This is a genomic window from Kitasatospora sp. NPDC006697 (genome assembly GCF_042869935.1).
Classification (GTDB): Bacteria; Actinomycetota; Actinomycetes; order Streptomycetales; family Streptomycetaceae; genus Kitasatospora.
In genome coordinates this window covers 134142-151409 of sequence record NZ_JBIAGU010000004.1, presented here as the reverse complement: position 1 = coordinate 151409, position 17268 = coordinate 134142, and the positions used below count along the sequence as shown (strand labels likewise).

The window sequence follows — 17268 nt, the reverse complement described above, 5'->3', positions numbered from 1 at the left end:
CTGATGGATACAAGGACATATTTTCAGCCTGTCGCGGCCGCAGGGAGGCTGCCCGCAGCGGCCGCTGACCTGGTGTCCGCCCGGTGGGGCGCCGCACGGATCGGGGGCGAATCGCGGCGCGGGGCTTTTCGGAACGCCGGCTCCGCCGACTTCCGGTCAGCGGCAGACCGATCCCGGATACGAAAGCCGCCGGCCGTCCGGCAGTTCCACCACCAAGGCGTCGGCCTCGGTGCGGCAGCGGGCGCCGGCCGGGACGAAGACGGGGCGGTCCAGGTGGAACCAGCCGAGCCGGGTGAGCAGGAGCAGGCGGGGGGCGATGAAGTCCACGGCGGGCATCGTGGCACGGAAAACAGAGCAGGCCCAAGGCGATTGCCTGGGCCTGTTGCGACACTCCGTCAGAAGTGCCCCCGGTAGGATTCGAACCTACGCACCCGCCTCCGGAGGGCGGTGCTCTATCCCCTGAGCTACGGGGGCCTGCTCTGTTCGCCTCCGGTTCGCACTGCGTTCCGGCGACGTGGAGAACATTACCAGCTCCGCGGACCGGCCCGCGCACGGGTTTTCGCGGCGGGGCCGGGCAAGGTGGCCAAAGGCCGGACGGGGGCGGGTGGGCGGGCCTAGGCTCGGTGGGGTGTCGGGTGTGTCCGGGCGGGTCCTCGTGGTGGACGACAGCGAGGCGATCCGCCAGCTGATCACGGTCAACCTGGAGCTGGAGGGCTTCGAGGTGGTGACCGCGGCCGACGGTGCCGAGTGCCTGGAGGTGGTCCGCCGGGTGCGGCCCGACGTGGTGACGCTGGACGTGATGATGCCGCGGTTGGACGGGCTGAAGACGGCGGCCCGGCTGCGGGCGGACGCGGGCACCGCGGACCTGCCGATCGCGATCGTCAGCGCCTGCACCCCGGCCGACCTGGAGAAGGGGGAGTCGGTGGGGGTGGACGGCTACCTGGCCAAGCCCTTCGACCCGGCCGACCTGGTGGCCCTGGTCCGCCGGCTGGCGGCGGGGCGCGGCGAGCGGCGCGAGGACTTCACCTTCGGAGCCGGCTGAGCCGGTGTTCGCCCAGAGCGAACAGGATCTCGACGGGCGGCCTCCGCGCAGTGCGTCGGCGGCTCTCGCCTAGGCTTGGGCCCGTGACACCCGCAGAGCTCTCCCAGGCAGTCCAGGTCGCCGTGCGCGCCGCCGTCGAGGCGGGCGAGCTGTCCGTCGACGTTCCCGAGTCGGTGACGGTCGAGCGACCCAAGAACCGCGACCACGGCGACTACGCCACCAACGTGGCGCTCCAGCTGGCCAAGCCGGCCGGCAAGCCGCCGCGCGCGGTCGCCGAGCTGGTGGCCGGCCGCCTGCGCGAGCTGCCCGGGGTGGCCAAGGTGGACATCGCCGGCCCGGGCTTCCTCAACATCACGCTGGACGCCGCCACCCAGGGCGAGCTGGCCCGCGCCATCGTCGAGGCGGGCGCCGAGTACGGCCGCAACGAGGCGCTCAAGGGCCTGCGGATCAACCTGGAGTTCGTCTCCGCCAACCCGACCGGCCCGATCCACATCGGCGGCGTCCGCTGGGCCGCCGTCGGCGACTCGCTGGCCCGGATCCTCAAGGCCACCGGCGCCGAGGTCTCCACCGAGTACTACCTCAACGACGCCGGCGTGCAGATCTCCAAGTTCGCCGCCTCGCTCAAGGCCGCCGCCAACGGCGAGCCGGTGCCGGCCGACGGCTACGTCGGCGAGTACATCGCCGACATCGCCAAGGCGATCACCGACGGCGTGCCCGGCATCCTGGAGCTGCCCGAGGAGGAGCAGCTGCAGGCCTTCCGCACCCACGGGCTGCGGCTGATGGTGGCCGAGATCCAGCGCTCGATGGACGAGTTCGGCACCCACTTCGACACCTGGTTCTCCGAGCAGACCCTGCACGACTCCGGCGCCGTGACCAAGGCGATCGAGCGGCTGCGCGAGCAGGGCCACGTCTTCGACCAGGACGGCGCGATCTGGCTGCGCACCACCGACTTCGGCGACGACAAGGACCGGGTCCTGATCAAGGCCGACGGCGAGACCACCTACTTCGCCGCCGACGCCGCCTACTACCTCTCCAAGCGCGACCGCGGCGCCGAGGTCAGCGTCTACATGCTGGGCGCCGACCACCACGGCTACGTCAACCGCCTCAAGGCCATCGCGGCCTGCGCGGGCGACGACATGGACCGCAACATCGAGGTCAAGATCGGCCAGTTCGTCAAGATGCTGCGCGATGGTGAGGAGGTCCGGATGTCCAAGCGGGCCGGCAACATCATCACCATCGACGACGTGGTCGACTGGATCGGCGTGGACGCCGCGCGCTACACCCTCAGCCGCTCCTCCACCGACTCCACCATCACGCTCGACATCAACGTGCTGACCAGCCAGACCAACGAGAACCCGGTCTACTACGTCCAGTACGCGCACACCCGGATGTGCGGCGTCGCCCGCAAGGCCGCCGAGCTGGGCGTGGACAAGGGCGCCGCCGACGAGTTCAAGCCCGAGCTGCTCGCCACCGAGTGGGAGAACGACCTGCTCGGCGCGCTCGGCGAGTTCCCCCGGATCGTGGCGACCGCCGGGGAGCTGCGCGAGCCGCACCGGGTGGCCCGCTACCTGGAGGACCTGGCCGGCAAGTACCACCGGCTCTACGAGAACTGCCAGTTCCTGCCCAAGGGCGACGAGGAGCTGACGGACACCCACAAGGCCCGCCTCTGGCTGGTCGAGGCGACGCGCACGGTGCTCGCCAACGGCCTCACGCTCCTGGGCGTCAGCGCCCCCGAGCGGATGTAACGCAGCAGCAGGCTGCATCCGTTTGCCAACGGGGGCGGTGACGGTCCACCAGGACCGTCACCGCCCCTGCGCACAGCAGGAGGAAGACAGATGAGCCGCTCCGCCCACCCGGCCGGACCCCGGCACGGCGACGTGCTGCCCGAGGGCCACTACACGGCGCCCCCGGCCGACCTCAACGCGCTGGACCCCAAGGTCTGGTCGCGCACCGCGGCCCGGGACGCGGCCGGCGTGCTGACCATCGGCGGCGTGCCGGTCACCGAGCTGGCCGCCGAGTTCGGCACCCCCGCCTACCTGCTGGACGAGGCGGACTTCCGGGCCCGGGCCCGCGCCTGGCGGGAGGCCTTCGGCACGGCGGCGGACGTCTACTACGCGGGCAAGGCCTTCCTCTCCAAGGCGGTGGTGCGCTGGCTGCACGAGGAGGGGCTGAACCTGGACGTCTGCAGCGCGGGCGAGCTGGCCGTCGCGCTGGCCGGCGGGATGCCGCCGGAGCGGCTGGCCCTGCACGGCAACAACAAGTCCGCCGAGGAGCTGGAGCAGGCGGTCAAGGCCGGGGTCGGCCACATCGTGCTGGACTCCTTCCAGGAGATCGAGCGGCTGGCCGCAGCGGCCCGCGCCCAGGGCGTCCGGCAGCCGGTGCTGATCCGGATCACGGTCGGCGTCGAGGCGCACACCCACGAGTTCATCGCCACCGCGCACGAGGACCAGAAGTTCGGCCTCTCGCTGGCCGGCGGGGCCGCCGCCGAGGCGGTCCGCCGGGTGCTGGCCGAGGAGAGCCTGGAGCTGCGCGGCCTGCACTCGCACATCGGCTCGCAGATCTTCGACACGGCCGGCTTCGAGGTGGCCGCCCGCCGGGTGGTCGGCCTGCTCGCCGAGGTCCGCGACGAGCACGGGGTGCAACTGCCGGAGATCGACCTGGGCGGCGGCCTGGGCATCGCCTACACCAGCGAGGACGACCCGCGCGAGCCCGCCGAGATCGCCGCGGCGCTCACCGAGATCGTCCGCCGGGAGTGCGCGGCGGCCGGCCTGGCGGTGCCCCGGCTGAGCGTGGAGCCGGGCCGGGCCATCGCCGGCCCGACCACCTGCACGCTCTACCGGGTCGGCACCGTCAAGCCGCTGGCCGGCCTGCGCAGCTACGTCAGCGTGGACGGCGGGATGTCCGACAACATCCGCACCGCGCTCTACGACGCCGAGTACTCCGTCGCGCTGGCCTCCCGGACCAGTACCGCCGAGCCGGTGCTGGTCCGGGTGGTGGGCAAGCACTGCGAGTCGGGCGACATCGTCGTCAAGGACGCCTTCCTGCCGGCCGACCTGGCGCCCGGCGACCTGATCGCGGTGCCCGCCACCGGCGCCTACTGCCGCTCGATGGCGAGCAACTACAACCACGCGCTCCGTCCGCCGGTGCTGGCGGTGGCCGACGGGTCCGCCCGGGTCATCGTCCGGCGCGAGACGGAGGAGGATCTCCTGCGACTCGATATCGGATGACGAAAATCCTGTCTCAGATCCTGGAATGCCCATAGATCTTTACCAGTCGTCCCCGAGACTTGACCCCAAGACCGAGAATGCACGAACGGAATGAGCGGAGTCGGATGATGCGTACGCGGCCGCTGAAGGTGGCGCTGCTGGGCTGTGGTGTGGTGGGCACCGAGGTGGCGCGCATCATGACGACGGACGCCGCCGACCTCGCCGCGCGCATCGGCGCGCCGGTCGAGCTGGCCGGGATCGCGGTCCGCCGGGCCGGCCGCCCGCGCCCCGGGGTGCCCGAGCACCTGCTCACCACCGACGCCGAGGCCCTGGTCAACCGGGGCGACATCGACGTGGTGATCGAGGTGGTGGGCGGCATCGAGCCGTCCAAACACCTGATCCTCTCGGCCTTCGGACAGGGCGCCTCGGTGGTCAGCGCGAACAAGGCGCTGCTCGCCAAGGACGGTGCCGAACTCCACCGGGCGGCCGCCGCGGCCGGGGTGGACCTCTACTACGAGGCCGCGGTGGCCGGCGCGATCCCGCTGATCCGCCCGCTGCGCGAGTCGCTGGCCGGCGACCGGGTGAACCGGGTGCTGGGCATCGTCAACGGCACCACCAACTTCATCATGGACAAGATGGACTCCACCGGCGCCGGCTACTCGGAGGCGCTGGAGGAGGCCACCGCGCTGGGTTACGCCGAGGCCGACCCGACCGCCGACGTCGAGGGCTTCGACGCCGCCGCCAAGGCCGCGATCCTGGCCGGCATCGCCTTCCACACCCAGGTCACCGCCGCGGACGTCTACCGCGAGGGCATCACCGAGGTGACCGCGGCCGACATCGCCTCGGCCAAGCAGATGGGCTGCGTGGTCAAGCTGCTGGCGATCTGCGAGCGGGCCGCCGACGGCGAGTCGGTCACCGCCCGGGTGCATCCGGCGATGATCCCGCTCAGCCACCCGCTGGCCAGCGTCCGGGAGGCCTACAACGCGGTCTTCGTGGAGGCCGAGGCGGCCGGCCGGCTGATGTTCTACGGGCCGGGCGCCGGCGGCGCCCCGACCGCCTCGGCGGTCCTCGGCGACCTGGTCGCCGTCTGCCGCAACAAGCTGGGCGGGGCCACCGGCCCGGGCCACTCGGTCTACACCCAGCTGCCGGCCAAGCCGATGGACGAGGTCATCACCCGCTACCACGTCAGCCTGGACGTGGACGACCGCGCGGGTGTGCTGGCTCAGGTGGCCTCGGTCTTCGCCGACCACGGGGTGTCCATCGACACCGTGCGCCAGCAGGGCCGCGACGGCGACGCCTCGCTCGTCGTGGTCACCCACCGCGCCACCGACGCCGCCCTCTCGGCCACGGTGGACAAGCTCCGCGCGCTGGACAGCGTGCGGGATGTGGCCAGCATCATGCGGGTTGAAGGGGAATGAGACGACCATGAACGCCGTGATCGACCGGGTCAGCGGGCACACCCACCAGTGGCGCGGGCTCATCGAGGAGTACCGCGACCGCCTCCCGGTGACCGAAGCCACGCCAGTGGTCACCCTGCTGGAGGGCGGCACACCGCTGGTCCCGGCCCAGCTGCTCTCCGAGCGCACCGGCTGCGAGGTCTACCTCAAGGTCGAGGGCGCCAACCCGACCGGCTCCTTCAAGGACCGGGGCATGACCATGGCGATCTCCAAGGCCAAGGAGGACGGCGCCCAGGCGGTGATCTGCGCCTCCACCGGCAACACCTCCGCCTCGGCCGCCGCCTACGCGGTGCGGGCCGGGATGGTCTGCGCGGTGCTGGTGCCGCAGGGCAAGATCGCGCTCGGCAAGATGGGCCAGGCGCTGGTGCACGGCTCGAAGATCCTCCAGGTGGACGGGAACTTCGACGACTGCCTGACGCTGGCCCGCGAACTGTCCGAGAACTACCCGGTGGCCCTGGTCAACTCGGTCAACCCGGTGCGGATCGAGGGCCAGAAGACCGCCGCCTTCGAGATCGTGGACATGCTGGGCGACGCCCCCGACATCCACGTGCTGCCGGTGGGCAACGCGGGCAACATCACCGCCTACTGGAAGGGCTACACCGAGTACGCCAAGGACGGGCTGGCCGCCCGCACCCCGCGGATGTGGGGCTTCCAGGCCTCCGGCTCGGCCCCGATCGTGGACGGCGCCCCGGTGCTGAAGCCGCAGACCATCGCCACCGCGATCCGGATCGGCAACCCCGCCTCCTGGGCCTACGCGGAGGCCGCCCGGGACGAGTCCGGCGGCCTCATCGACAAGGTGACCGACCGTCAGATCCTGGCAGCCTACCGCCTGTTGGCCGCGAAGGAGGGGGTCTTCGTGGAGCCCGCCTCGGCCGCCAGCGTGGCCGGCCTGCTGGCCAAGGCGGAGGCCGGCCTGGTCGACCCGGGCCAGCGGATCGTCTGCACCGTCACCGGCAACGGCCTGAAGGACCCGGACTGGGCGGTGGCCGGCGCGCCGCAGCCGCAGGTGGTCCCGATCTCGGCCGCGGCCGCCGCCGAGCGGCTGGGCCTGCTCGGCTGACCCGCCGCGGCTGAACGAGCGTCACACCGAGGTGTTGTCCCGGCGATCCGGGGTAACGCCTCGGTGTCGCTTTCGTTGATCCAGGCATGCCTGTCCCAAGCGTGCCGCTTCCTGACCCGGAGGTTTCGGCCCGGTTCACCGCGCTGTCCCAACGGGTGCGGATCCGGCACGAATTCCGGCCATAACCTGCAACACGGCGGATCGGAGGAGAGTGGGGTGTACCGCTCTGGAACCTCTCTTCGATACGCTGAGCCCTGGCGGCGTGGCACATGCCAAGAGCAGTTCGGCGACTGACCGGCTCTCAGTGGCTCGACACCCCCTCGCCCCCGCCGCCGAAACACCGCACCGCCGGCCCCCGACGACGGGCCTGCCCCAGTTCTCCAGGAGAGTCCACCGCATGGCCGGTCCCGCGTTCCGTGCCGCCGCCGTCCGGGTGCGGGTCCCCGCGACCAGCGCCAACCTGGGCCCCGGGTTCGACTCCTTCGGGCTCGCCCTGGGCCTCTACGACGACATCGTGGTCCGGGTCGCCGACTCCGGGCTCTCGGTCGACATCGCCGGCGAGGGCGCCGACACGGTGGCCCGGGACGAGCGCCACCTGGTGGTCCGCTCGATGCGGGCCGCCTTCGACCGGCTCGGCGGCCAGCCCCGCGGCCTCGAAGTGGTCTGCGCCAACCGGATACCGCACGGCCGCGGCCTGGGCTCCTCCTCGGCCGCGATCTGCGCCGGCATCGTCGCCGCCCGCGCCGTCACCATCGGCGGCCCGGCCGCGCTGGACGACACCGCGCTGCTGGCCCTCGCCTCCGAGCTGGAGGGCCACCCCGACAACGTCGCAGCCTGCCTGATGGGCGGTTTCACCATCGCCTGGACCGACGAGGAGTCGGCCAAGGCGGTCCGCCTGGACCCGTCCGACGGGGTGGTCCCGGTGGTCTTCGTGCCCGCCACCGAGGTGCTCACCGAGACCGCCCGCGGCCTGCTGCCGAAGACCGTGCCGCTGGCCGACGCGGCGGCCAACGCGGGCCGCTCCGCGCTGCTCGTGGAGGCGCTGACCAGGCGCCCCGAGCTGCTGCTCACCGCCACCGAGGACCGGCTGCACCAGGACTACCGGGCCTCCGCGATGCCCGACAGCGCCGCCCTGGTGGCCGCGCTGCGCTCCGAGGGCGTGCCCGCGGTGATCTCCGGCGCCGGTCCCACCGTGCTCGCCCTCACCGACGAGGCGGGCGCCGACAAGCTGTCGCAGTTCGCGGGCGAGCGGTTCGCCGCCCACCGGCTGCGGCTGGACCGTGACGGAGCGGGCGTCCGGCCGTTGGACGGTTGACCGTTCCCGACCGGATCCGACCGCGCAGCCGGTGCGGTCGGACGTCCGCACGGCCGTGCGCCCAATGCGCGGCCGGGCGGCGACGGACGGACACGATTGGCAAGCACGAGGCTGGGGAATGTGTGAGGGGGTCGGTAGTGTTAACCTCATGTCTGCATCAGGCGCCCCGCGGGGCCCGGTGCACCGCGTCCCCCTCCCCAGGACCCGATTCCACGGGCCCGAGGCACGTTCGGGGACCACGATTCTCCGGGAGCCCGCCCCAGCGCGTACGCAGCCTGCCTGCGCGACCTGGGCCGCGTCCCGAAGCCGCGCCGCATCCCGATCCGGACCCGCCGCAGTCGGCCCCGCGCCGACCGCACGGGATCACGGGGGAGCGGCACGCGACGGGGGCCCGGGTTTCGCAAGCAGCGCGGTCGGCATGAGATCGCCCGCCGTGCGTTCTTGAAGCTCCACGGTGCCCCGTGCACCGCACTTCGCACCTCTCCCGCCACCCGATGGCGGACCCACCGCATCGGACCTGCGCACCGCAGAGCGCAGGTCAGACAGCACAACCGGTCGCCGAGCCAGACAGGCCGACGTCCGCTCCAGGGAAGGACCCTTAGTGAGCGACACCACCGATCTGATGGGCGCGCGCCCGGACGCCGACGCGACGGACGCGCCCGCCGCCCCCGCGGCGCCGGCCAAGCGCCGCCGTACCGCTGCCGCAGGCCTTGACGGTCTGGTCCTGGCCGAGCTGCAGAAGCTCGCCTCGACGCTCGGCATCAGCGGGACCGGGCGGTTGCGCAAGAGCCAGCTGATCGAGGCGATCAAGGAGAAGAGCGGCGGCGACCCGCTGCTCGCCTCCGCCCCGGCCGCGACGGCGCCCGCCCGCGCCGCCGCCAAGGAGACCGCCCCGGCAGCCGAGAAGGCGCCGCGCCGGACCCGTGCCGCCGCGGCCGCCGCCGCCGAGCCCGCCGAGGCCCCGGCGCAGACCCAGATCGAGATCCCGGGCCAGGCCGCCCCCGAGGCCGCCGCCCCCGCCCGGGCCGAGCGCAGCCGCCGCCGCGCCACCTCCGCCGCCGGCGCCCCGACCGCGGTCGCGGCCGCCGCCGAGGCGCCCGCCGCCGCGGAGACCGCCGAGGCCCCGGCCGCCGAGCCGAAGGCCGACCGCGCCGCCGAGGGCCAGGCCCGCGACGACCAGCGCGAGGGCCGCCGCGACCGCCGTGACCGGCGCGACCGCGCGGAGCGCACCGAGACCGCCGAGGGCGACGGCGAGGGCCGCGAGTCCCGCCGCGAGCGCCGCAACCGCCGGGAGCGGACCGACCGTCCCGACCGCACCGAGCGGACCGAGCGCACCGAGCGCACCGACAACCGCCGCGGCGAGCAGGGCGCCCAGCAGCAGCCCGCCCAGCAGCCGGCCGCCCAGCCCGCCGCCGCCCAGCAGGGCGGCTACGACGACGACGAGTTCGGCGACGGCCGGCGCGGCCGCCGCGGCCGCTACCGCGACCGCAACCGCCGCGGCCGCCGCGACGGCTTCGAGGGCAGCGTGGCGGAGCCGCAGGTCGGCGACGACGACGTGCTGATCCCGGTCGCGGGCATCCTGGACATCCTGGACAACTACGCGTTCGTCCGGACCTCCGGCTACCTGCCCGGCCAGAACGACGTCTACGTCTCGCTCGCCCAGGTCCGCAAGAACGGCCTGCGCAAGGGCGACGCGATCACCGGCGCGGTGCGCCAGCCGCGTGACGGCGAGCGCCGCGAGAAGTTCAACGCCATGGTGCGGCTGGACTCGGTCAACGGCATGGACCCGGAGAGCGGCCGCAACCGCCCCGAGTTCGGCAAGCTGACCCCGCTCTACCCGCAGGAGCGGCTGCGCCTGGAGACCGACCCGGGCGTGCTGACCACCCGGATCATCGACCTGGTGTCGCCGATCGGCAAGGGCCAGCGCGGTCTGATCGTCGCCCCGCCGAAGACCGGCAAGACGATGATCATGCAGGCGATCGCCAACGCGATCACCCGCAACAACCCCGAGTGCCACCTGATGGTCGTCCTGGTCGACGAGCGTCCGGAAGAGGTCACCGACATGCAGCGGTCGGTCAAGGGCGAGGTCATCTCCTCGACCTTCGACCGCCCGGCCGAGGACCACACCACCGTCGCGGAGCTGGCGATCGAGCGGGCCAAGCGCCTGGTCGAGCTGGGCCACGACGTGGTGATCCTGCTGGACTCGATCACCCGCCTGGGCCGTGCCTACAACCTGGCCGCGCCCGCCTCCGGCCGCATCCTCTCCGGCGGTGTCGACTCGACCGCGCTCTACCCGCCGAAGAAGTTCTTCGGCGCCGCGCGCAACATCGAGAACGGCGGCTCGCTGACCATCCTCGCCACCGCCCTGGTGGAGACCGGCTCCCGGGCCGACGAGGTGGTCTTCGAGGAGTTCAAGGGCACCGGCAACATGGAGCTGCGCCTGGACCGCAAGCTGGCGGACAAGCGCATCTTCCCGGCCGTCGACGTGGACGCCTCCAGCACCCGCAAGGAGGAGATCCTGCTCGGCAGCGAGGAGCTGGCGATCACCTGGAAGCTGCGCCGGGTCCTGCACGCGCTCGACTCCCAGCAGGCGATCGAGCTGCTGCTGGACAAGATGAAGCAGACCAAGTCGAACGCCGAGTTCCTGATGCAGATCGCCAAGACCACGCCGGGCTCCGGCGACTGACCGGCCGTCGCACAGCGCGGGGCCGCGGCCCGTCCTCCCTCCGGAGGCGGGCCGCGGCCCCGCGGCGTTTCCGCTCCCGGTCTCCGTTACGCCAACCGGACATACGGTCGCATATCCTCAAAACATGCCCGAATCGCAGCAGGACGAGACCCAGGAGCCCGGCCGGCACCGCAAGGTGCGCAGCCCCCGGGCCAAGGCGCTGCGGATCGGCGCCTTCGCCCTGGCCGGCCTGGTGCTGGCCGGCGCGGGCACCGCGGGCTACCTGTACTGGCGGTTGAACGCCAACATCAAGAGCGTCGACATCGACGCGCAGCTCGGCACCGCCCGGCCCTCCGCGCCCACCGACGGCTCCTTCAACGTGCTGGTGCTCGGCTCCGACTCGCGCTCCGGCGCCAACAGCAGCCTGGCCGGCGGCGACACCGGCAACACCGCCCGCTCGGACACCGCGATGGTGGTGCACGTCGCCCAGGACCACCGGACCGCCACCGTGGTCTCCATCCCGCGCGACACCCTGGTGGCCCGCCCGGCCTGCACCGCCCCTGACGGCAGCACCGTGCCGGCCGCGAAGAGCGCGATGTACAACAGCGCCTTCGAGGTCGGCGGCGCGGCCTGCGCGGTGAAGACCACCGAGCAGCTGACCGGGATGCGGATGAACCACTACGTGGAGATCGACTTCGCCGGGTTCGCGGGCTTCGTCAACGCCATCGGCGGCGCCACCGTGACCACCTCGGTGAACATCCACGACAAGGACAGCGGGCTGAACCTGCCGGCCGGCACCAACCACCTCGACGGCAACCAGGCGCTGGCCTTCGTGCGCACCCGGCACGGCGTCGGCGACGGCAGCGACCTGGGCCGGATCGAGCTGCAGAAGCAGATGGTGAAGTCGCTCATCAACCAGGTCTCCTCGGTCGGGCTGTTCACCAACCCGGCCAGGCTCTACTCGGTGGCCTCCACCCTGACCAGCTCGCTCACCACCGACTCCGCGCTGGCCTCGGTCTCCGCGCTGACCGGGCTGGGCGAGGAGCTGAAGGGGATAGGGACCGACCAGCTGACCATGGTGACGCTGCCGGTGGCGGCCGCGCCCAGCGACCCGAACCGGGTGGTGCCCAAGGCCCCGGAGGCCGGGCAGCTCTGGGACGCGCTGCGGGCCGACCAGCCCGCCCCGGCGGCGGTCGTCGGCAGCCAGCCGGCCAACCCGGCCGCCCCGGCGGCCTCCGACGGAGCCTCCGCCGCCGCCTCGGCGCCGGCCTCGCCGGGCGCCGCCGGGAGCCGGTGACCGGTCCGGAATATCCGGCATGCCCGGCCGGTTTGGGAAGAAGCGGCCAGTGCTGGCAGACTGGTCCGTCGGTCCCGGTTCACGTGCGGTCCTCCCGACCGCCGACCCGGCGCCCTCCCGAACCTAGGAGATCCCTTGAAGAGCGACGTCCACCCCGAGTACGTGGTCACCCACGTCACCTGCACCTGTGGCGCCGAGTTCACCACTCGCTCCACCGAGACCTCCGGCGTGATCCGCGCCGAGGTGTGCTCGCAGTGCCACCCGTTCTACACCGGCAAGCAGAAGATCCTCGACACCGGTGGCCGCGTGGCCCGCTTCGAGGCCCGCTTCGGCAAGCAGCACAGCGCGACGAAGGCCTAGCGCTCCCGCGGCGCCGGTCCGCGGCGTCCCCGTCTGCACGGGGACGCCGCGGACCGGCGCCGTTCGCGTCTGTCCCCACCCCCGCTCTCCTATCCGGTCCCCCCGGGAAAGCAGGTCCACCGAGATGTTCGAGGCAGTCGAAGAGCTCCTCGTCGAGCACGCCGCCCTCGAAGAGCGGCTGGCCGACCCCGCCGTGCACGCGGACCAGGGCGTCGCCCGCACGCTGGCCAAGCGCTACGCGGAGCTGACCCCGATCTGCCGGGTCTACCGGGCCTGGCGGGAGGCCGGCGAGGACATCGAGGCGGCGCGCGAGCTGGCCGCCGAGGACTCGGACTTCATCGCCGAGGCGAAGGCCGCCGAGCGCCGCCAGGGCGAGCTGACCGAGGAGCTGCGGCTGCTGCTGGTGCCGCGCGACCCGAGCGACGACAAGGACGTCATCCTGGAGATCAAGGCGGGCGAGGGCGGCGAGGAGTCCGCGCTGTTCGCCGGCGACCTGCTCCGGATGTACCTGCGGTTCGCCGAGCGGGTGGGCTGGAAGACCGAGCTGATCGACTCCAACGAGTCCGACCTCGGCGGCTACAAGGACGTCTCGGTGGCGGTGAAGAGCCGCGGCGCGATCGAGCCCGGCCAGGGCGTCTGGGCCAAGCTGAAGTACGAGGGCGGCGTGCACCGGGTGCAGCGGGTGCCGGCCACCGAGTCGCAGGGCCGGATCCACACCTCGGCGGCGGGCGTGCTGGTCACCCCGGAGGCCGAGGAGGTCGAGGTCGAGGTCAACGCGAACGACCTGCGGATCGACGTCTACCGCTCCTCCGGGCCGGGCGGCCAGTCGGTCAACACCACCGACTCCGCGGTCCGGATCACCCACCTGCCGACCGGTATCGTGGCGTCCTGCCAGAACGAGAAGAGCCAGCTGCAGAACAAGGAGCAGGCGATGCGCATCCTGCGGTCGCGGCTGCTGGCCGCCGCGCAGGAGGCAGCCGAGCAGGAGGCCTCGGACGCCCGGCGCAGCCAGGTCCGCACCGTGGACCGCTCGGAGCGCATCCGGACCTACAACTACCCGGAGAACCGCATCTCGGACCACCGCACCGGGTTCAAGGCCTACAACCTGGACCAGGTGCTGGACGGCGAGCTGAACGCGGTCATCCAGTCGGCGGTGGACGCCGACGCGGAGGCCAAGCTGGCCGCCGCGCAGGAGAACTGAGACTGAGGGGTCGGGTCGGATGAACCTGCTGCTCGCCGAGGTGGCCCAGGCCACCCAGCGGTTGGCTGCGGCCGGAGTGCCGTCGCCGCGCTTCGACGCGGAGGAGCTGGCGGCGCACATCCACCACGTCAAGCGCAGCCAGCTGCACACCGTGCAGGACGCCGATTTCGACGCGCGGTACTGGGAGGCGGTCTCCCGCCGGGAGGCCCGCGAACCGCTGCAGCACATCACCGGTCGGGCGTTCTTCCGCTACCTGGAGCTGGAGGTCGGCCCCGGGGTCTTCGTGCCCCGGCCGGAGACCGAGACCGTGGTGGAGTGGGCGATAGAGGCGGTCCGCGAGATGGACGTGGCCGAGCCGCTGGTGGTGGACCTCTGCTCGGGCTCGGGCGCCATCGCGCTGGCCCTGGCCCAGGAGCTGCCGCGCTCCACCGTGCACGCCTTCGAGCTGGACGAGGGGGCGCTGCAGTACACCCGGCGCAACATCGCGGCCAGCTCCGACCGGGACCGGGTCACCCTGCACGCCGGCGACGCCACCCGGGCCTTCGCGGACGACCACTCCTGGGACGGCCGGTTCGACCTGGTGATCAGCAACCCGCCGTACATCCCGCTCACCGAGTGGGAGTACGTGGCGCCGGAGGCCCGCGACCACGACCCGCAGATGTCGCTCTTCTCCGGCGAGGACGGGCTGGACACCATCCGCGGCATCGAGCGGGTGGCCGCCCGGCTGCTGCGGCCCGGCGGCGCGGTGGTGATCGAGCACGCGGACACCCAGGGCGGGCAGGTGCCGTGGATCTTCAACGAGGAGGGCGGCTGGACGGACACGGCCGACCACCGGGACCTCAACGGGCGGCCGCGCTTCACGACGGCCCGCAAGACTTCGCTGTGACCGCCGTGACTGCTTCGAACGTCCTGATCCTGAGGAGAGTGCACCGATGAGCCGCCGCTACGACTGCTCCGACGCCGGCGACCGGGCGACCGGCCTGCGCGAGGCCGCTTCGGCGATCCGCCGCGGCGAGGTCGTGGTGCTCCCGACCGACACGGTCTACGGGATCGCCGCCGACGCCTTCAGCGCCGAGGCGGTGGCCGGGCTGTTCGCCGCCAAGGGCCGCGGCCGGCACATGCCCTCCCCGGTGCTGGTCGGCTCGCCGACCACGCTGCACGGCCTGGTCACCGACTTCTCCGAGAAGGCCTGGGAGCTGGTCGACGCCTTCTGGCCGGGCGGCCTGACCCTGGTGGCCCGCCACCAGCCCTCGCTGCGCTGGGACCTGGGCGAGACCCGGGGCACCGTCGCGGTCCGGATGCCGCTGCACCCGGTCGCCATCGAGCTGCTCAACACCACCGGCCCGCTGGCCGTCTCCAGCGCCAACAAGAGCGGCCAGCCGGCGCCGGCCGACTGCGAGGACGCCGAGTACCAGCTGGGCGACTCGGTGGCGATCTACCTGGACGGCGGCAAGACCGAGCACGGCCAGGCCTCCTCGATCGTCGACGTCACCGGCCGGACCCCGGTGCTGCTGCGCGCGGGTGCGGTCAGCCTGGAGCAGCTGAGGGAGGTCGTCCCCGACCTGGAGGCCGGCAGTTGAGGACCTCGCTCCGCCCCGGCCCGGCGCCGGCGCACCCGGCCGTGCGCCGGGCGCTGCCGCCGCGCCCGGCCGACAACTTCAAGATCCTCTTCGTCTGCACCGGGAACGTCTGCCGCTCGCCGATCGCCGAGCGGCTGACCCGGCACGAGCTGGACACCCGGCTCGACCTGCGGGCGGCCGGCCGGATCACGGTGGAGAGCGCCGGCACCTGGGGCCACGAGGGCGCCCCGATGGAGGCGCACGCCGCCACCGTGCTGGACGAGTACGGGGTGGACAGCGGCAACTTCGCCGGCCGGGAGCTGCTGGACGAGCACGTGGTGGAGGCCGACCTGGTGCTCACCGCCACCCTGGACCACCGGGCCCAGGTGATCTCCATGGGCCACGCCGCGGGCCTGCGCACCTTCACGCTGAAGGAGTTCACCCGGCTGGTGCGGCTGATAGACCCGGCCACCCTGCCGGCCGTCGGGCAGGGCGCGGAGGTGACCGAGCGGGCCCGGGCGCTGGTCCGGGCGGCCGCCGCGCTGCGCGGCTGGCGGCCCACCACGGATCCCGGCGGCGACGAGGTGAACGACCCCTACGGCTCGCCGATCGGCATGTTCCGGCACTGCGGCGAGGAGATATTCGACGCCCTCGACCCGGTGATGACCGCCCTGACGGGCGTACCCGGGCTCCGTCCCCAGGACAGCCACCCCGCACGGTCCTAGGCTGGGCTCCACCGCCGAGAAGCCCCGGAGTGCCGCCATGACCGTCACCGATGCCGCGCGGACCTCCTGGGAGCCCGGCCAGGCGCTGCGCACCGCCGATCCGGAGCTGGCCGACCTGCTCTCGGCGGAGGCCGAGCGCCGGGCCTCGGGACTGCAACTGCTGGCGGGGGAGAACCAGGCGACCGCGGCGGTGCTGGAGGCGCTGGCCGGACCGCTGGTCGACAAGTACGCCGAGGGCTACCCGGGCCACCGCCACCACACCGGCTGCGCCGTGGCCGACGCCACCGAACTGCTGGCCGTCTCCCGGGCCCGGGCGCTGTTCGGCGCCGCGCACGCCAATGTGCAGCCGCGCTCCGGCACCGCGGCGATGCTGGCCGCCTTCGCGGCGCTGCTGCGGCCCGGCGACACCGTGCTGGCGATGTCGCTGGAGCACGGCGGCCACCTCTCCTGCGGCTCCCGGGCCAACTTCTCCGGCCGCTGGTTCGACGTGATCGGCTACGGGGTGCGCGAGGAGGACGGCCGGATCGACCTCGACCAGGTCCGCGAACTCGCCCGGCGGCACCGGCCGAAGGCGATCGTGGCCGGCTCGATCTCCTACCCGCGGCACCCCGACTGGGCCGCGTTCCGGGCCATCGCCGACGAGGTGGACGCCTTTCTGGTCGCGACCGCCGCCCAGGTGACCGGTCTGGTCGCGGCCGGGCTGGCGCCCTCGCCGGTGCCGTACGCCGACGTGGTGGTCGGCGCCACCCACAAGCTGCTGCGGGGGCCGCGCGGCGGGCTGCTGCTCTGCACCGCGGAGCTGGCCGAGCGGGTGGACCGGGCGGTCTTCCCGTTCAGCCAGGGCGGCGCGGCGATGAACGAGGTGGCGGCCAAGGCCGTCGCCTTCGCGCAGGCGGCCGCGCCGGAGTTCGGCGCGTACATCCGGCGCGCGGTGGACGGCGCACGCGTCCTGGCCGAGCGGCTGGGGGAGTCCGGCGCCCGTCCGCTCACCGGCGGCACCGACACCCACCTGGTCACCGCCGACGTCGGACCGCTCGGCCTGACCGGTGCGCAGGCCGAGCGGCGGTGCGCCGCGGTCGGCCTGATGCTCGGCAAGTGCGCGCTGCCGTTCGACCCGGCGCCCACCGCGGAGACCTCCGGGATCCGGCTCGGCACCGGCACCGCGGCGGCGATCGGACTCGGTCCGACCGAGCTCGCCGAGGTCGGTTCGCTGATCGGTGCCCTGCTCAGCGGGGGTGAGCCCGGTCCGGTGGCGGCCCGGGTGCGGGAGCTGGCCAGGGGGCGGAGCGCGGAAGCCGTCCGCTAGGGCGAACCGCGATGCGCGTCCCGTGCGTCCGACTCAATAAGGTGGGGCCCGTGGCGACGCACCTCGAACCCCTTG

General features: G+C 73.2%; 15 protein-coding genes and 1 tRNA gene. 14 read left to right on the top strand and 2 right to left on the bottom strand.

All coding sequences use genetic code 11. The features are described 5' to 3' along the window. Nucleotides 1-156 precede the first annotated feature (156 nt). Nucleotides 157-327, bottom strand: a complete 171-nt coding sequence (locus ACFYNO_RS07765) for a hypothetical protein (protein WP_388006961.1) — start codon at nucleotides 325-327, stop codon at nucleotides 157-159. 75 nt (nucleotides 328-402) lie between these two features. After that, nucleotides 403-474 (bottom strand) — tRNA-Arg (locus ACFYNO_RS07760). A 154-nt stretch (nucleotides 475-628) separates the two neighbouring features. Between ACFYNO_RS07760 and ACFYNO_RS07755 the strand changes: the two genes are divergently transcribed. The 14 genes from ACFYNO_RS07755 (at nucleotide 629) to glyA (ending at nucleotide 17193) form a co-directional block, all read left to right on the top strand. Beyond that, nucleotides 629-1042 carry a response regulator transcription factor gene (locus tag ACFYNO_RS07755; protein ID WP_388006958.1) on the top strand — a complete coding sequence of 138 codons (414 nt, stop codon included), beginning with the start codon at nucleotides 629-631 and terminating at the stop codon, nucleotides 1040-1042. Nucleotides 1043-1125: 83 nt separating this feature from the next. Then, nucleotides 1126-2787, top strand: a complete 1662-nt coding sequence (gene argS / locus ACFYNO_RS07750) for an arginine--tRNA ligase (RefSeq protein ID WP_388006955.1) — start codon at nucleotides 1126-1128, stop codon at nucleotides 2785-2787. A gap of 90 nt (nucleotides 2788-2877) precedes the next feature. Then, a complete protein-coding gene (lysA, locus tag ACFYNO_RS07745) occupies nucleotides 2878-4269 on the top strand; it encodes a diaminopimelate decarboxylase (RefSeq protein WP_388006952.1) in 1392 nt (463 codons plus the stop codon). A 104-nt stretch (nucleotides 4270-4373) separates the two neighbouring features. After that, on the top strand, nucleotides 4374-5666 hold the full coding sequence (locus tag ACFYNO_RS07740; protein ID WP_388006949.1) for a homoserine dehydrogenase: 1293 nt from the start codon (nucleotides 4374-4376) through the stop codon (nucleotides 5664-5666). Between the two features lie 7 nt (nucleotides 5667-5673). Beyond that, on the top strand, nucleotides 5674-6765 hold the full coding sequence (gene thrC / locus ACFYNO_RS07735; protein ID WP_388006946.1) for a threonine synthase: 1092 nt from the start codon (nucleotides 5674-5676) through the stop codon (nucleotides 6763-6765). A 397-nt stretch (nucleotides 6766-7162) separates the two neighbouring features. Further along, complete coding sequence (gene thrB / locus ACFYNO_RS07730; protein ID WP_388006943.1) at nucleotides 7163-8080, top strand: homoserine kinase; 918 nt, start codon at nucleotides 7163-7165, stop codon at nucleotides 8078-8080. A gap of 601 nt (nucleotides 8081-8681) precedes the next feature. Next, nucleotides 8682-10766: a transcription termination factor Rho gene (gene rho / locus ACFYNO_RS07725; RefSeq protein WP_388006940.1), complete on the top strand. Its 2085-nt coding sequence runs from the start codon at nucleotides 8682-8684 to the stop codon at nucleotides 10764-10766. A gap of 124 nt (nucleotides 10767-10890) precedes the next feature. Beyond that, on the top strand, nucleotides 10891-12042 hold the full coding sequence (locus ACFYNO_RS07720) for an LCP family protein (RefSeq protein WP_388006937.1): 1152 nt from the start codon (nucleotides 10891-10893) through the stop codon (nucleotides 12040-12042). A 135-nt stretch (nucleotides 12043-12177) separates the two neighbouring features. After that, complete coding sequence (gene rpmE, locus ACFYNO_RS07715; RefSeq protein ID WP_388006934.1) at nucleotides 12178-12402, top strand: 50S ribosomal protein L31; 225 nt, start codon at nucleotides 12178-12180, stop codon at nucleotides 12400-12402. Between the two features lie 124 nt (nucleotides 12403-12526). Then, a complete protein-coding gene (prfA, locus tag ACFYNO_RS07710; protein WP_388006931.1) occupies nucleotides 12527-13603 on the top strand; it encodes a peptide chain release factor 1 in 1077 nt (358 codons plus the stop codon). A gap of 19 nt (nucleotides 13604-13622) precedes the next feature. Next, nucleotides 13623-14489: a peptide chain release factor N(5)-glutamine methyltransferase gene (gene prmC, locus ACFYNO_RS07705; RefSeq protein WP_388006928.1), complete on the top strand. Its 867-nt coding sequence runs from the start codon at nucleotides 13623-13625 to the stop codon at nucleotides 14487-14489. Between the two features lie 46 nt (nucleotides 14490-14535). Next, a complete protein-coding gene (locus tag ACFYNO_RS07700; RefSeq protein ID WP_388006925.1) occupies nucleotides 14536-15183 on the top strand; it encodes an L-threonylcarbamoyladenylate synthase in 648 nt (215 codons plus the stop codon). A 41-nt stretch (nucleotides 15184-15224) separates the two neighbouring features. Next, nucleotides 15225-15887: a protein-tyrosine-phosphatase gene (locus ACFYNO_RS07695; RefSeq protein WP_388007547.1), complete on the top strand. Its 663-nt coding sequence runs from the start codon at nucleotides 15225-15227 to the stop codon at nucleotides 15885-15887. A 37-nt stretch (nucleotides 15888-15924) separates the two neighbouring features. Further along, nucleotides 15925-17193: a serine hydroxymethyltransferase gene (glyA, locus tag ACFYNO_RS07690; RefSeq protein WP_388006922.1), complete on the top strand. Its 1269-nt coding sequence runs from the start codon at nucleotides 15925-15927 to the stop codon at nucleotides 17191-17193. Nucleotides 17194-17268 lie beyond the last annotated feature (75 nt).

What these genes read in the sequence shown, in the direction of transcription:
- lysA (WP_388006952.1), top strand. Translation starts at nt 2,878, where the DNA reads ATGAGCCGCTCCGCCCACCCGGCCGGACCCCGGCACGGCGACGTGCTG.
- ACFYNO_RS07740 (WP_388006949.1), top strand. Translation starts at nt 4,374, where the DNA reads ATGATGCGTACGCGGCCGCTGAAGGTGGCGCTGCTGGGCTGTGGTGTG.
- thrC (WP_388006946.1), top strand. Translation starts at nt 5,674, where the DNA reads ATGAACGCCGTGATCGACCGGGTCAGCGGGCACACCCACCAGTGGCGC.
- thrB (WP_388006943.1), top strand. Translation starts at nt 7,163, where the DNA reads ATGGCCGGTCCCGCGTTCCGTGCCGCCGCCGTCCGGGTGCGGGTCCCC.
- ACFYNO_RS07720 (WP_388006937.1), top strand. Translation starts at nt 10,891, where the DNA reads ATGCCCGAATCGCAGCAGGACGAGACCCAGGAGCCCGGCCGGCACCGC.
- prfA (WP_388006931.1), top strand. Translation starts at nt 12,527, where the DNA reads ATGTTCGAGGCAGTCGAAGAGCTCCTCGTCGAGCACGCCGCCCTCGAA.
- prmC (WP_388006928.1), top strand. Translation starts at nt 13,623, where the DNA reads ATGAACCTGCTGCTCGCCGAGGTGGCCCAGGCCACCCAGCGGTTGGCT.
- ACFYNO_RS07700 (WP_388006925.1), top strand. Translation starts at nt 14,536, where the DNA reads ATGAGCCGCCGCTACGACTGCTCCGACGCCGGCGACCGGGCGACCGGC.
- glyA (WP_388006922.1), top strand. Translation starts at nt 15,925, where the DNA reads ATGACCGTCACCGATGCCGCGCGGACCTCCTGGGAGCCCGGCCAGGCG.